Origin of the sequence: Ellagibacter isourolithinifaciens, assembly GCF_008831035.1 — a bacterium.
GTDB lineage: Bacteria > Actinomycetota > Coriobacteriia > Coriobacteriales > Eggerthellaceae > Ellagibacter > Ellagibacter isourolithinifaciens.
The window spans coordinates 1-13,661 of record NZ_WAJR01000038.1 but is presented as its reverse complement, the minus strand read 5'-3'; the positions used below and the strand labels follow the sequence as shown (position 1 = coordinate 13,661).

The following is a 13,661-nucleotide window of genomic DNA, read 5'->3' as shown; positions in this document are numbered from 1 at the left end:
CGATGCGCGGCCTCGCCCCATGTCGTGCAGCTCGGCTGCGCGCAGCCTCAGACCGACGTCGTACAAAGCGTTTCCAGCCATAAAAGGGCCTCCCATTTCTCGTATCCAAGAAATGGGAGGCAGTTCACAATGTGAACGGGGCCTTTAGAATACGGGGTTTTCTAGCGAGCACGACGAAAAGACCGCCGCATTATCCCTCTTACAGCTCGAGAGCCTTCTTCACGTCAGCATAGACAACGTTCGGGTCCCGATCTCCATCGATGGAAACGAGCAAATCGCAGCCACGATAGTAATCGATGAGCGGGCTCGTGGACTTCTCGTACACGTCGAGGCGATTGCGAACGGTTGCCTCGTTGTCATCGTCGCGCTGATACATCTCGCCACCGCACTTCGGGCATTGCTCATTAGCTTCAGAGCCGATGAAGCCGCAGTCCTTGCACATACGACGCGAGGTGAGGCGCTTCACGATAACCTCGGAGTCAACATCGATAAGAAGAGCGGCGGACAGGGGACGACCCAGCTTAGAAAGCTCGGCGTCGAGCGCAACAGCCTGAGCGGAAGTGCGCGGAAAACCATCGAGAATGAAGCCCTTTTCCGTATCCGGCTCGCCGAGACGCTCAGTCACAAGCCCAATGATGACGTCGTCGGGGACGAGATCGCCCGCGTCCATGAAGGACTTTGCCTTTTTGCCAAGCTCGGTTCCGGCTTTCACGGCAGCACGAAGCATGTCGCCAGTGGAGATATGGGGCGTGCCGAATTCCTCGACGAGCTTGGCAGCCTGCGTGCCTTTACCAGCGCCCGGAGCACCCAGCAACACGATATTCATGATTGAGTTCCTTTCAATCAGCAAGGATAAATTCCATCGCTTATTCTACCAAACGCGCAACGCGAGCGCGAAACTTCACGCAAACGGAAAAGGCCACGAGCACTCCACCCGTGGCCTTGGTTCCTAACTAGCATATGAGCAAGTCATATGCAAACGGTCTTACTTGAAGAAGCCGTCGTAGTTGTGCATCTTCAGCTGGCTTTCAACCTTGCTCATAGTGTCGAGCGCAACACCGATCATGATGAGAATCGAGGTACCACCAAACGCCTGAATGAGCTGGTTGCCGCTGAAGTAGAAGATGATCGTCGGGATGACCGCGATGCAGGCGATGAAAATACCGCCCGGAAGGGTCACACGATGAATCACGTTCTTGATGTAGGTCACGGTTGCAGAGCCGGGACGCACACCGGGGATGAAGCCACCCTGCTTGCGCAGATTGTCCGCCGTGTCCTCGGGGTTGAACACCATCGAGGTATAGAAGTACGCGAAGAACACGATGAGCAGCACGGTCAAAATCCAGTTGAGCCACCCAGTGGAAACTGCATCAGCGAACGCCGTCAGCCAACCAACGTTGAACAACGCAGCAAGCTGAGCCGGGAAGTAGATGATGCAGCTCGCGAAGATAATCGGGATAACGCCCGCAGCATTCACCTTCAGCGGAATATAGGTGGACTGGCCACCCATCATCTTGCGGCCCTGAACGCGCTTGGCGTAGTTCACCGGGATGCGGCGCTGAGCGCGCTCGATGAAGATAATCGCAGGGATGCAAGCAAGAACCACGATGAGGATGAGTACCGTGATTGCGATGCCCATTCCAAAATCAGCCTGAAGGTTCACGGACGAGAAGATCGCAGCGGGAACGCGGGACACGATGCTCACGAAGATGATGAGCGACATGCCGTTGCCGATACCGCGCTGCGTGATAAGCTCGCCCATCCACATGATGAAGGCCGTGCCAGCAACAAGCGTGAACACCACGATAATGTCGGTCAGGACTTCGGGGACCTGGTCGGTGAAGACCACGCCATATGCGGAGGACTTGAACAGCAGCAGGTAGCCGATAGCGTTGATCAGGCCAAGTCCGAGCGTCAGGTAACGCGTGACCTGGGTGATCTTGCGACGACCGGTCTCGCCTTCCTTCGCCCAACGGCCCACGGCGGGAATCACGCCCTGCATCAGCTGCATGATAATCGATGCAGTGATGTAGGGCATAATGCCGAGTGAGAACACGGAGAAGTGCGAAAGAGCACCGCCCGTGAACAAGTCGAGCATGGTCATCGAGACGCCCGAGTTCGAGAAGGAATTCGCGAACTCGTTGAACGGGATACCGGGCACGGGGATGTAGGCGCCGAAACGATACAACGCCAGAATTCCCAACGTGAACAGAATCTTCTTACGAAGCTCCGGTACCTTGAATGCGTCAATGATAGAGCTTAGCAAGGCTCTTCGACCTTTCCTCCGGCTGCTTCGATCTTCGCCTTAGCGGAAGCAGACACCTTATCGACCGAAACGGTGAGAGCCTTCGTGAGCTCGCCATCGCCCAGAACCTTCACCAGCGCATCCTCATGCTTGATGATGCCCTTAGCCTTGAGAGACTCGCCGTTGACGACCTCGCCGGCCTCGAACTTCTCCTCGAGACGGGAAACGTTCACCGGCAGATACTCGACGCGATTGATGTTGCGGAAGCCGGGGAGCTTCGGCAGACGCATCGCGAGAGGAGTCTGGCCGCCTTCGAAGCCGGGGCGCTTGCCGCCACCAGCGCGGGACTTCTGACCGTTCAGACCGCGGCCGGCAGTCTTGCCATAGCCGGAGCCGTTGCCGCGACCGACGCGCTTGCGGCTGTGACGAGAGCCCTCTGCAGGCTTGAGATCCTTAAGTTCCATTATGTAATACTCCTTACATTCGCTTCCAGGCTGCTTTACCTGGGGCTGGCAGCTCGCCGCCAGCTAACTTCCTAATAACGCCCAGATTGGCGCCACCGGTGTCCGGCGCGCCAATCCGAGATTATACCTTAATGAGAATATGTAAGTGGGGCAACCCCAACTTACAATTCCTCCACTTTCACAAGGTGCTTCACCTTGAAGATCATGCCGCGGACAGACTCGTTGTCCACGAGGTCGTGGGAACGACCGATCTTGCCAAGACCAAGGCTCTTGAGCGTGGCAAGCTGATCCTTCTTGTAGCCGATGGAGCTCTTGATCTGCGTCACACGCAGCGTTTTCTGTGCCTCAGCCATTACTAGTTCTCCTTCCCGCCGAAGATCTGAGCGACGGACATGTTGCGGCGCTCCGCAACCTCGACCGGGCTCTGCATCTTCTGGAGACCGTCTGCAGCAGCCTTCACAACGTTCATTGCGTTGTTGGTGCCGAGAGACTTGGCGAACACGTTCTTGATGCCTGCGAGCTCCATGACCGCACGAGCGGGGCCGCCGGCGATAACACCGGTACCAGGAGCAGCCGGCATGATGAGGACGCGGCCTGCGCCGAACTCGCCCACGATGTCGTGGGGAACGGTGCCTTCCTTGGTGATGGCGACGGAGAACATGTTCTTCTTCGCATCATCGACGCCCTTCTTGATGGCCACAGGCACTTCCTTGGACTTGCCGAGGCCGATGCCCACGCGGCCGTTGCCGTCGCCGACGACGACGAGCGCGGTGAGCGCAAAGCGCGTGCCGCCCTTGACGACCTTGCACACGCGGTTGATGTAAACGACGCGCTCCTGGAGCTCAGGAACGGCAGCGTTATCTTGCTGTTTGCGAGCCATACGCTTAACCCCTTCTAGAATACCAGGCCTGCTTCACGAGCAGCGTCGGCCAGAGCCTTGACGCGCCCATGATAGAGGTGGCCGCCGCGGTCGAAAACGACCTTCGTGACGCCCTTTTCCTGAGCCATTTTACCGATGATAGTGCCGATTTCAGCTGCGCCTTCGACGGTGCCGCCCTTCTTGCCCGTTGCCTTGAACTCGGGGCCGAGGGTGGAAACGCCGCAGATGGTGGTATGCGACACGTCGTCGATAACCTGCGCGTAGATGTTGGAATTGCTGCGCGTCACACAAAGGCGCGGACGCTCAGGCGTGCCAGAAATCTTGCCGCGAACGCGACGATGGCGACGGGCTAAGCCTTTCTCATGCTTCAAATCATTGCTTCTCATGATGATCCCTTCAGTAAATTACCGTAGCGCTTAAGCCCACTAGTCGCTCTTAGCAGCCTTGCCAAGCTTGCGACGCACAACCTCGCCTTCGTAGCGAATGCCCTTGCCCTTGTAAGGCTCCGGCTTGCGCCACTTGCGAATGTCGGCAGCAATTTGGCCAACCTGCTCTTTGCTTGCGCCGTGAACGATGATCTCGGTCTGGCTGGGGACCTCGAAGCTGATGCCCTCGGGCGCTTCGATGACAACCGGATGCGAGTAGCCGAGGGAAAGCTCAAGAGAGGTGCCCTTGAGCGCGGCGCGGTAGCCGACGCCGACGAGCTGAAGCTTCTTCTGGAAGCCATTCTCGACGCCTTCGACCATGTTGTGGATGAGCGTACGGGTGAGACCGTGGAGGCTCTTGGCCTCGCGGGAGTCATCCGGACGAGAAACGATGATCTCATCGCCTTCGCGGGCAATGGTCATCATCGGGTTGAAGCTGCGGTGCAGTTCGCCCTTCGGGCCCTTCACCGTCAAGTTATGACCGTCGATGGTCACCTCAACGTTGGCAGGAACGGCGACGGGCTGCTTGCCAATACGCGACATATCTTTGCCTTCCTTTCCTACCAGATGTAGGCGATAACCTCGCCGCCGATGCCCTTGTTGCGAGCGTCGCGGTCGGTCATAACGCCTTGGCTAGTCGAGATGATTGCGGTACCGAGGCCGCCGAGAACGCGCGGAAGGTCGTTCTTGCCAGCGTAGATGCGCAGACCAGGCTTGGAAATGCGCTTGATGCCGCGGATGGTCTTGGCCTTCTTGGGGCCGTACTTCATCGTGATCTCGAGGGTTGCGCGGGGTTCGCCATCGATGATTTCGAAGCCCTGGATGTAGCCCTCTTCCTGCATGATGCGGGCGATCTCGACGAGTTTCTTGCTCGACGGCATGGAAACCGTCGGCTTGCCGACAGAATGAGCGTTACGCACACGCGTAAGCATATCTGCGATGGGGTCGGTCATGCTCATTTTTGTTTTTCTCCTTTGATCCTTGATGAGCCTAAGCGCTCGGTTCGTTGGCGCCCATAGCGCCTCCGCCTGATGCGCCGGCACACCCTAGCGTGTGAATCCGGAAAGGACTACCAAGAGGACTTGGTCACGCCGGGAAGTTCGCCTTTGCTCGCCAGCTCGCGCACGCAAATGCGGCACAGGCCGAACTTGCGATAGTAAGCGCGCGGACGTCCGCAGCGCGTGCAGCGGTTGTGCTGACGCGTGGAGAACTTCGGCTCGCGCTTGGCTTTGGCGATCATCGATTTCTTAGCCATGCATTCCTTCTTTCTTGCTTTAAAGGCCGCCTCCCTTAGGCAGCCTTAATGCCGAGGTTACGCAAATGGGCCGCGAGTGCGACCCGATTTGTTTTACTTGCTCTTAAACGGGAATCCAAGCGCCTCGAGGAGCGCAAGAGCATTCTCGTTGTTTTCAGCGGTGGTGACGAACGTGATGTCCATACCACGGGTGCGGTCAACCTTATCGTACTCGATCTCAGGGAAGATCAGCTGCTCAGTGATGCCGAGCGTGTAGTTGCCGCGGCCGTCGAAGCTGGTGCGGGAGATGCCGCGGAAGTCGCGAACGCGAGGAAGCGCGGTGGACAGAAGGCGGTCGAGGAATTCCCACATGCGGTCGCCACGAAGGGTGACCTTGCAGCCGATAGCCTGGCCCTCGCGGACATGGAAGCCTGCGATGGACTTCTTGGCGCGGGTGACGCAGGGCTGCTGACCGGTGATGATGCGCATGTCGTTCATGGCAGCATCAAGCAGCTTGTGGTCGCTGGCGGCAGCGCCAACGCCCATGTTCACGACGATCTTCTGAAGACGCGGAACATTGTTGATGTTGGAAATGCCGAGCTCTTTCTCGAGCTTCGCGACGATTTCGCTTTTGTACTTTTCCTTCAAACGAGGAGTAGTCATTTTTGCCTCTCATCCGATGATTTGAACGCCGGATTTCCGACCCGGCGTCCCTGGATTGCCCAGGGTCATACAACAACCTGCGCACCGAAAGGCGCGCAGGTTGAAGATTATACGTTACTTGACACCTATTTGTCGATGTCTTTTCCACATTTCTTGCAAACGCGGACTTTTTTACCCTGCTCGTTAACACGCTTGGAAGTACGGGTGGCTTCCTTGCAGTTCGGGCAAACGAGCATCACGTTGGAAACGTGAAGAGGAGCCTCAACGGTGGTGATGCCGCCCTGCGGGTTCTGCTGGGTGGGGCGCATAGCCTTTTTCACCATGTTGCACTTCTCGACGACCACGCGCTGACGCTGCGGGATGGAGCGGAGAATCTCACCGGTCTTGCCCTTGTCCTTGCCGGACAGGATCTTCACGGTGTCGCCCTTCTTAACATGCATCGAAGACATATCTCACTAACCTCCCTACAGCGTTTCCGGTGCCAAAGACACGATCTTCATGTACTTCTTGTCGCGGAGCTCGCGAGCGACGGGCCCGAAGATACGGGTGCCGCGCGGGGAGCCGTCCTGGTTGATCAGGACAGCCGCGTTCTGGTCGAACTTGATGTAGCTGCCATCGGCGCGACGCACTTCCTTCTTGACGCGCACGACGACGCAGCGCACAACCTCGCCCTTTTTCACGGAGCCGTTCGGCATTGCTTCCTTGACGCTGCAGATGATCACGTCACCGAGGCCCGCGTAACGGCGCTTGGAGCCGCCCAGGACCTTGATGCACTGCACCTTGCGAGCGCCGGAGTTGTCGGCAACCGCGAGCATGGTTTGCATCTGAATCATTGCTTAACCTAACTTTCTCGTGAATAGCATGCAAAAGCGCACGTGCTATTTTGCCTTCTCGACGATCTTCGACAGACGCCAACGCTTCATCTTGGACAGCGGACGCGTCTCCATGATCTGAACTGTGTCGCCGATGCCGGCTTCGTTGTTCTCGTCATGCGCATGGAACTTCTTGGTGGTGGTGATCATCTTGCCATAGACCGGATGCGGCTTGCGCTCCTTGACGGCAACGACGATGGTCTTGTCATTGGCATCGCTGACCACAACGCCCTGGCGGACCTTGCGCGAATTGCGAGTTTCACTCATGTTGCACTAACCTTTCTCGCCTTAAGCGCTCAGCTCGCGAGCACGCATCTCGGTCTGGATGCGAGCGATGTCTTTTTTAACCTGACCAACGCGAGCGGTGTTGTCGAGCTGGCTGGTTGCCATCTGAAAACGCAGGTTGAAAAGCTCAGCGCGCGCTTCCTTCAGTTTCGCCTGCAGATCGTCGGCAGACAGTTCACGAATCTCTGCTGCTTTCATTTACGCCTGCCCCTCCGTTTCTTTGGAAACAATCTTGCACTTGATGGGCAGCTTGTTGATGGCAAGGCGAAGAGCTTCCTTAGCGGTCGCTTCGTCAACGCCATCGAGCTCGAACATGATGCGGCCCGGTTTAACGACGGCCACCCACTCTTCGGGGTTGCCCTTGCCGGAGCCCATGCGGGTTTCTGCCGGCTTCTTGGTGATCGGCTTGTCGGGGAAGATCGTGATCCAAACCTTGCCGCCACGCTTCATCTGGCGGGTCATGGCGATACGAGCAGCCTCGATCTGACGATTGGTGATCCAGTGAGCTTCGAGGGCCTGAATGCCCCAGGAACCATGGCTCAGGCGGGTGCCGCCCTTGGCTTTGCCCTTCATGGAGCCACGCTGCACCTTGCGGTGCTTGACGCGCTTAGGTACGAGCATTACTTCGTCCCCCTTTCGTTACGGTCGTTGCGACGGGAACGGCTCGGACGAGAGGTGCCTTCGAGGGCGGGCTGGGGAGCCTTCTGGCCAGGGAGGACCTCACCGTGGTACACCCACACCTGGATGCCGATGGCGCCCATGGTGGTGTTAGCGGTGCAGAAGCCGTAATCGATCTTGGCGCGGAGGGTATGCAGAGGCACGCGGCCTTCGCGGTACCACTCGCGGCGGCTCATCTCGGCACCACCGAGACGGCCGGAGCACTGGATGCGGATGCCCTTGGCACCGCTCTTGCGAGCGGACTGCACGGCCTTGCGCATCGCACGGCGGAAGGCCACGCGGCCTTCGAGCTGCTCAGCAACGGACTGAGCGATAAGGTTCGCATCGAGCTCGGGACGCTTAACCTCGACGACCTCGATGTTCACGGGGCCGTTGGCGATCTTCTCGAGCTTCTTGCGGAGAGCGTCGATCTCGGCGCCCTTCTTGCCGATCACCACGCCCGGACGAGCGGTGGTGACGATGACCTTGATCTTGTCGCCTGCGCGCTCGATCTCGACCTTGGAGACGGCGGCACGGGAGAGCTGCTTGTTCAGGAACTCGCGGATCTCGAGGTCGTTCGCCAGGTTAGTGGCGTAATTCTTGTCGGCGTACCAGCGGCTGCGCCAGTCTTCGGTGACGCCGATGCGGAAACCAGTCGGGTTGACTTTCTGACCCATGTGCTTTATGCCTCCTCTCGCGGGGCGACGACGATCGTGATGTGGCTCGTGCGCTTGCGGATGCGAGCGGCGGAACCCTTTGCGCGGGGACGAATACGCTTCATCGTGGGGCCTTCGTCAACGTAGGCCTTCTTCACGACGAGGGACTCGGCGCGCAGGTGGTTGTTGTGCTCCGCGTTCGCAACGGCGGAGTTGAGAACCTTCTCAACGGTCTCTGCGATACCGCGATTGGTGAAGCGCAGAATCTCCTGAGCCTGGGCGACGGACTTGCCGCGAACGAGGTCAACGACAATACGCGCCTTGCGGGGAGAAACGCGGACGTAACGGGCTTGTGCTCTAACTTCCATTGTTCACCCCTACCTATTTCTTGCCCTTGTCGGCGGAATGACCCTTGAAGGTGCGGGTCGGGGCGAATTCGCCCAGCTTGTGGCCGACCATAGATTCAGTAATGTACACCGGCACGTGCTTGCGTCCATCGTGGACGGCGATGGTGTGACCCACCATGTCCGGGAAGATGGTGCTAGCACGCGACCAGGTTTTGATGACGTCTTTTTCGCCAGCTGCGTTCATGGCCTCGATACGGCCAAGCAGACGCGGCTCTACGAAAGGACCTTTTTTCAAACTTCTGCTCACAGTTACTCCTTAACGTGTCCGCGCTACTTCTTGCGACGACGGATGATGAGACGGCTCGAAGCCTTCTTCGGGTTGCGGGTGCGATGGCCCTTGCTGGGCATGCCCCACGGCGAAACAGAATTGCGACCCGAAGACTTGTTCTTGCCTTCGCCACCGCCGTGCGGGTGGTCGACCGGGTTCATGACGGTGCCGCGGACGGTCGGGCGGATGCCCTTCCAGCGGTTGCGGCCGGCCTTGCCGATGCGGATGTTGGCATGCTCGGCGTTGCCGACTTCGCCAACGGTCGCGCGGCAGGTCAGAAGGACGCGACGCATTTCGGAGGACGGCATACGCAGAATCGCGTACTTGCCTTCCTTGCCCATGAGCTGGATGCTCGTGCCGGCGGAACGCGCAAGAGCGGCGCCCTTGCCAGGCTGGAGCTCAACCGCGTGGATCAGCGTACCAACGGGGATGTTGGCGAGCGGAAGCGCGTTGCCCGGCTTGATGTCGGCCTCGGGACCGGAAACGACCATATCGCCGACCTTCAGGCCCTTCGGGTGAAGGATGTAGCGCTTTTCGCCGTCGACGTAGTGCAGAAGCGCGATGCGGGCGGAGCGGTTCGGGTCGTACTCGACCGTTGCCACCTTGGCGGGCACACCGTCCTTGTTGCGCTTGAAGTCGATGATGCGGTAACGACGCTTGTTGCCGCCGCCCTGATGACGGACGGTAATGCGGCCCTTGTTGTTGCGACCAGCCTTCTTGTGAAGGGGCGCAAGCAGCGACTTCTCCGGCTTCGACGTGGTGATCTCGGCGAAATCGGAGACCGTTTGGAAACGGCGGCCAGGGCTCGTCGGCTTGTACTGTTTGACTCCCATGACACTCTCTTTCTTGCTGGGTTTTTGCTCGCGCGCCTCTCCGCACACCAAAAACCCTCCTACCTTACGTGGCTTCCCGATTGCCGTGGGCACCGATGGAGGCTCGATGTCATGACGCCGGTCTAACCACGCGCCCGGGTGTATCCATAACACCGCAGACGCAACGGAAGATTATACACATCTTTTGGAATGCCGGCAAGAGGGTCTTTTCGTAACGACCTGGGAACACAAGGTGACCACAACTCTTTACCAAACCCTTCACCTAGCAACGGGTATCACTCCCCCACCCTTTTAGTAAGATGTTTCTCTGTGATAAGACGCCGCTTTACGAGGCGGCGAATGAAGATATTTCGACTAAGGAGCAGCATTGAGCGCATCATCCCAAGCTTCAGCCCAGAAAGTCCTCGTGTTTGACTTCGGGGCGCAGTACGGGCAGCTGATTGCCCGCCGCGTGCGCGACCTTCATGTGTACTCGGAGATCGTGCCGTGCGACATCACCGCCGAGGAGGTACGCGAGATGTCGCCGTCCGCCATCATCTTGTCGGGAGGCCCGGCGAGCGTGAACGCCGAAGACGCCCCGCTCGTCGACCCTGCGATCTACGAGCTGGGCGTGCCGGTGCTCGGCTTTTGCTATGGGCATCAAATCACGGCGGTGACGCTCGGCGGCACCGTGTTCCACCCCGAGGTGGGCGAATACGGCCCCGCGACGCTTCACGTTGAGGGCGGCGCGCTTTTCGAGGGCACCCCGACCGATCAGACCGTGTGGATGAGTCACTTCGACGCCGTGCGCGACGTGCCCGAGGGCTTCACCGTGGCGGCATCGACCGACGTATGCCCTGTGGCCGCGATGGAGAACGCCGAGAAGCGCATCTACACCACGCAGTTCCACCCCGAGGTCAAGCACACCGAATTCGGCCAGCAGATCCTCTCCAACTTCCTCTTCAACGTCTGCAAGCTCGAAAAGAACTGGTCGATGGACAACCTCGTCGAGACCATGACCGCCGAGTTCCGCGAGAAGGTCGGTGAGGACCGCGTCATTCTGGCGCTTTCCGGCGGTGTGGACTCCTCCGTGGTCGCCGCCCTTGGCGCCCGAGCCATCGGCAAGCAGATGACCTGCGTGTTCGTTAACCACGGCCTACTGCGCAAGGGCGAGCCCGAGCAGGTGGAGGAAGTCTTCACCAAGCAGTTCGACGTCGACTTCATCCATGTGCACGCCGAGGACCGCTACGCCGAGCTCCTGGCCGGCGTGACCGAGCCGGAGCAGAAGCGCCGCATCATCGGAACGCAGTTCTGGAAGGAGTTCTTCGCAGTCGCCCAGCAGCTGGAAACCGATGGGAAGCCCGTGAAGTACCTTGCCCAGGGCACCATCTACCCCGACATCATCGAGTCCGGCGCACGCAAAACGGGCGGCAAGGCTTCCACCATCAAAAGCCACCACAACCTGATCCCGTTCCCCGATGGCGTGAGCTTCGACCTCATCGAGCCACTCGACCACTTCTTCAAGGACGAGGTCCGCGAGCTGGGTCTTGCTCTGGGTCTTCCGGCGCACATCGTGTACCGCCAGCCGTTCCCAGGCCCGGGTCTGGCAATCCGCATCATCGGCGCGGTCGACAAGGAGAAGCTTGAGATTCTGAAGAACGCCGACGCCATTGTGCGCGAGGAGCTCGACGCCTACAACGAACGGCTTTTCGAGGAGACCGGCGAGCGCAACTCCGAGCACAGCTGCTGGCAATACTTCGCGGTGCTGCCCGACATCAAGAGCGTGGGCGTCATGGGCGATGAGCGCACCTACCTGCGCCCCATCATCCTGCGCGCCGTCGAGAGTTCCGACGCCATGACCGCCGACTGGGCGAAGCTGCCCTACGAGGTGCTGGGCAAGATTTCCAGCCGTATCGTCGCCGAGGTGCCCGGCGCCAACCGCGTCTGCTATGACATCACGCCGAAACCTCCTTCGACGATCGAGTGGGAGTAGAACAGACGTTCGATTCTGTGTTATAATGACTGCCAATGGGCGCGGTTTCCTTCGAAGCCCCGCCCATTGCTATATTTGAACTGATATCGACGAAAACCTAAGCTCATGGAGGGCTGTTGCGATGGCATACGATTTCAAGAAGGAGTTCAGGGGGCTCTACAGGCCGTCGGGCAAGCCGGGCGTCGTAACCGTTCCGCCTATGAGCTACGTCGCCGTGCGGGGCAAGGGCGATCCCAATGCCGAAGGCGGCGAGTACCAGAATGCGTTGCCGTTGCTCTACGGCGTCGCCTATACCATCAAGATGTCGAAGAAGGGCCCGCTGGAAATCGAGGGCTATTTCGACTTCGTCGTGCCTCCGCTCGAGGGCTTCTGGTGGCAAGACCGCGCCGATGGCGAGATCGATTATGCGCGGAAGGATGACTTCAGCTTCATCTCATGCATACGCCTGCCCGATTTCGTCACTCGCGAGGACTTCGACTGGGCCGTCTCGGAAGCCGCCGCCAAGAAGAGGCTGGACTTCTCGGCGGTCGAGCTGTTGAAGGTCGACGAGGGTCTTTGCGTTCAGTGCATGCACACCGGACCCTACGACGGCGAGCCCGCGACCATAGACGCCATGCGCACATTTGCAGCGGAACAGGGCTACGCTCCCGACTTTTCCGAAGCCCGTCTGCATCACGAGATCTACCTCTCCGACCCACGCAAGTGCGCGCCGGAGAAGCTCAAGACCGTGATCCGCCATCCCATCAAGGCGATGTAGCGAAACGAGCGGCGCCGCGCGCTCCGGCTTTTGGGGTTTAGCAATTGCCGGTCCATGTTAATCGGGCAGGCTGCCCAGCCTCCCGGCGAAAACTTGCGCGGACCGTGGGCATATTGCCTTCTCGGTTTCGAAACTTTCAAATAATTAGAGTTTCGAAACCGAGAAGGAGCGAATGATGACTTGGGTAGACCGCAATGCATACATGGAGCAGCTTTGGGCACTCGAAGGCACCCGAAACATCAAAGTGATCACGGGGATGCGCCGCTCCGGCAAGTCCGAGCTTATGAAGGCGTTCTCCGCCTCTGTTGCTCAGAAGGATCCGTCCGCCAACAACATCTACATTGACCTGCTGGATCTCGACAACGAGCCGTTGCTCGAGTACCACGGTAAGCGCCATAACTGCCGCGTAGGGTACCCGAAGACTTCCTAGGAGGTCTCCTGGAGGAGTCCTAGGAGAGCTTCGGTTTTTAAGCGTGGTGATGGCGCAATCGCCATATGAGCAGGCACGGGTGATTGATGCCGGCGACGATATGCAGACCCGCGGGAATCTACGCCCGGCGCTTCCTCGGCTCGGGCAGCTCCTGAAGCATGCCCTCCACGATGGTGCGCACGGCGGCTTTGTCCTCCACGTCCACGAGCAGCATCTCCGCAGCGCCCTCGTAGGGCACGGCGGGCACCGAGAGCAGCGCGCGCGAGGACTCCGTGCTCTTCACCAGAAAGCGGTCGTCGTAGACGCCGCCGAAGAGCTTGCCCGACGCATAGAGCAGATACTCGCCCATCATCTTCCGATGCGAGACCTCCGGCACGTCGGCCAGCAGGTCGAGGACGTATTCCAGGTATTCTGCGCTTGACGCCATGCGATGCCCCTCCCTTAATTGACCCAGGTATCACCCGTCTCCTATAGCGAGTGAATATAAAGACGATATGAGTAGAACATTGTGAGCCCCTGCTTCATGTCGTCTTCCTAATGACCGTGGATCATAGGCTGATAATGGTCGTGCGTCATTTATACAACCGGCAGTTTTTCCTAAGTTGCCACATAC

General features: G+C 59.0%; 23 protein-coding genes. 3 read left to right on the top strand and 20 right to left on the bottom strand.

What is annotated here, in order from left to right; all coding sequences use genetic code 11:
- Positions 1-199: 199 nt before the first annotated feature.
- From F8C90_RS10245 to rplB, 19 genes are all read right to left on the bottom strand, one after another.
- Positions 200-826 carry an adenylate kinase gene (locus F8C90_RS10245; protein ID WP_158050411.1) on the bottom strand — a complete coding sequence of 209 codons (627 nt, stop codon included), beginning with the start codon at positions 824-826 and terminating at the stop codon, positions 200-202.
- 159 nt (positions 827-985) lie between these two features.
- On the bottom strand, positions 986-2,266 hold the full coding sequence (gene secY / locus F8C90_RS10240; protein WP_158050410.1) for a preprotein translocase subunit SecY: 1,281 nt from the start codon (positions 2,264-2,266) through the stop codon (positions 986-988).
- A complete protein-coding gene (gene rplO, locus F8C90_RS10235; RefSeq protein WP_158050409.1) occupies positions 2,260-2,709 on the bottom strand; it encodes a 50S ribosomal protein L15 in 450 nt (149 codons plus the stop codon). The genes secY and rplO overlap by 7 nt, the downstream gene beginning before the upstream one ends.
- A 161-nt stretch (positions 2,710-2,870) precedes the next feature.
- On the bottom strand, positions 2,871-3,062 hold the full coding sequence (rpmD, locus tag F8C90_RS10230) for a 50S ribosomal protein L30 (RefSeq protein ID WP_158050408.1): 192 nt from the start codon (positions 3,060-3,062) through the stop codon (positions 2,871-2,873).
- A 2-nt stretch (positions 3,063-3,064) separates the two neighbouring features.
- On the bottom strand, positions 3,065-3,589 hold the full coding sequence (gene rpsE / locus F8C90_RS10225; RefSeq protein ID WP_158050407.1) for a 30S ribosomal protein S5: 525 nt from the start codon (positions 3,587-3,589) through the stop codon (positions 3,065-3,067).
- 14 nt (positions 3,590-3,603) lie between these two features.
- Positions 3,604-3,975, bottom strand: a complete 372-nt coding sequence (gene rplR, locus F8C90_RS10220; protein ID WP_158050406.1) for a 50S ribosomal protein L18 — start codon at positions 3,973-3,975, stop codon at positions 3,604-3,606.
- 39 nt (positions 3,976-4,014) lie between these two features.
- On the bottom strand, positions 4,015-4,557 hold the full coding sequence (gene rplF, locus F8C90_RS10215) for a 50S ribosomal protein L6 (RefSeq protein ID WP_158050405.1): 543 nt from the start codon (positions 4,555-4,557) through the stop codon (positions 4,015-4,017).
- 17 nt (positions 4,558-4,574) lie between these two features.
- Positions 4,575-4,973 carry a 30S ribosomal protein S8 gene (gene rpsH / locus F8C90_RS10210; RefSeq protein WP_158050404.1) on the bottom strand — a complete coding sequence of 133 codons (399 nt, stop codon included), beginning with the start codon at positions 4,971-4,973 and terminating at the stop codon, positions 4,575-4,577.
- Between the two features lie 110 nt (positions 4,974-5,083).
- Positions 5,084-5,269, bottom strand: coding sequence for a type Z 30S ribosomal protein S14 (locus F8C90_RS10205; RefSeq protein WP_158050403.1), 186 nt, complete (start codon positions 5,267-5,269; stop codon positions 5,084-5,086).
- A 93-nt stretch (positions 5,270-5,362) separates the two neighbouring features.
- Complete coding sequence (rplE, locus tag F8C90_RS10200) at positions 5,363-5,911, bottom strand: 50S ribosomal protein L5 (protein ID WP_158050402.1); 549 nt, start codon at positions 5,909-5,911, stop codon at positions 5,363-5,365.
- A 125-nt stretch (positions 5,912-6,036) separates the two neighbouring features.
- On the bottom strand, positions 6,037-6,360 hold the full coding sequence (gene rplX / locus F8C90_RS10195) for a 50S ribosomal protein L24 (RefSeq protein ID WP_158050401.1): 324 nt from the start codon (positions 6,358-6,360) through the stop codon (positions 6,037-6,039).
- Between the two features lie 15 nt (positions 6,361-6,375).
- Complete coding sequence (gene rplN / locus F8C90_RS10190) at positions 6,376-6,744, bottom strand: 50S ribosomal protein L14 (protein WP_158050400.1); 369 nt, start codon at positions 6,742-6,744, stop codon at positions 6,376-6,378.
- Positions 6,745-6,789: 45 nt separating this feature from the next.
- Positions 6,790-7,050 carry a 30S ribosomal protein S17 gene (gene rpsQ / locus F8C90_RS10185; RefSeq protein ID WP_158050399.1) on the bottom strand — a complete coding sequence of 87 codons (261 nt, stop codon included), beginning with the start codon at positions 7,048-7,050 and terminating at the stop codon, positions 6,790-6,792.
- 21 nt (positions 7,051-7,071) lie between these two features.
- Positions 7,072-7,266 carry a 50S ribosomal protein L29 gene (gene rpmC / locus F8C90_RS10180; protein WP_139652572.1) on the bottom strand — a complete coding sequence of 65 codons (195 nt, stop codon included), beginning with the start codon at positions 7,264-7,266 and terminating at the stop codon, positions 7,072-7,074.
- Positions 7,267-7,689: a 50S ribosomal protein L16 gene (rplP, locus tag F8C90_RS10175; RefSeq protein ID WP_158050398.1), complete on the bottom strand. Its 423-nt coding sequence runs from the start codon at positions 7,687-7,689 to the stop codon at positions 7,267-7,269.
- Positions 7,689-8,402 carry a 30S ribosomal protein S3 gene (gene rpsC, locus F8C90_RS10170; RefSeq protein ID WP_158050397.1) on the bottom strand — a complete coding sequence of 238 codons (714 nt, stop codon included), beginning with the start codon at positions 8,400-8,402 and terminating at the stop codon, positions 7,689-7,691. The genes rplP and rpsC overlap by 1 nt, the downstream gene beginning before the upstream one ends.
- A 5-nt stretch (positions 8,403-8,407) precedes the next feature.
- A complete protein-coding gene (rplV, locus tag F8C90_RS10165) occupies positions 8,408-8,749 on the bottom strand; it encodes a 50S ribosomal protein L22 (RefSeq protein ID WP_158050396.1) in 342 nt (113 codons plus the stop codon).
- Positions 8,750-8,762: 13 nt separating this feature from the next.
- A complete protein-coding gene (rpsS, locus tag F8C90_RS10160) occupies positions 8,763-9,035 on the bottom strand; it encodes a 30S ribosomal protein S19 (protein ID WP_158050395.1) in 273 nt (90 codons plus the stop codon).
- A 23-nt stretch (positions 9,036-9,058) separates the two neighbouring features.
- The gene (gene rplB / locus F8C90_RS10155) at positions 9,059-9,889 is read right to left on the bottom strand and encodes a 50S ribosomal protein L2 (RefSeq protein WP_158050394.1); all 831 of its coding nucleotides are present in this window, start codon (positions 9,887-9,889) and stop codon (positions 9,059-9,061) included.
- 367 nt (positions 9,890-10,256) lie between these two features.
- Here rplB and guaA point away from each other — a divergent pair, with 367 nt between their 5' ends.
- The 3 genes from guaA to F8C90_RS10140 all read left to right on the top strand — a co-directional run bounded on the left by guaA (position 10,257) and on the right by F8C90_RS10140 (position 13,048).
- The gene (guaA, locus tag F8C90_RS10150) at positions 10,257-11,861 is read left to right on the top strand and encodes a glutamine-hydrolyzing GMP synthase (protein WP_158050393.1); all 1,605 of its coding nucleotides are present in this window, start codon (positions 10,257-10,259) and stop codon (positions 11,859-11,861) included.
- A gap of 121 nt (positions 11,862-11,982) precedes the next feature.
- Positions 11,983-12,618 carry a GyrI-like domain-containing protein gene (locus F8C90_RS10145; protein WP_158050392.1) on the top strand — a complete coding sequence of 212 codons (636 nt, stop codon included), beginning with the start codon at positions 11,983-11,985 and terminating at the stop codon, positions 12,616-12,618.
- Positions 12,619-12,790: 172 nt separating this feature from the next.
- Positions 12,791-13,048 (top strand): AAA family ATPase, encoded by a 258-nt coding sequence (locus F8C90_RS10140; protein WP_211361097.1) that lies wholly within the window; start codon positions 12,791-12,793, stop codon positions 13,046-13,048.
- Between the two features lie 118 nt (positions 13,049-13,166).
- Here the strand turns inward: F8C90_RS10140 and F8C90_RS10135 are convergent, their stop codons facing one another.
- Positions 13,167-13,475, bottom strand: a complete 309-nt coding sequence (locus F8C90_RS10135) for a TfoX/Sxy family protein (RefSeq protein WP_158050391.1) — start codon at positions 13,473-13,475, stop codon at positions 13,167-13,169.
- Between the last annotated feature and the right edge of the window lie 186 nt (positions 13,476-13,661).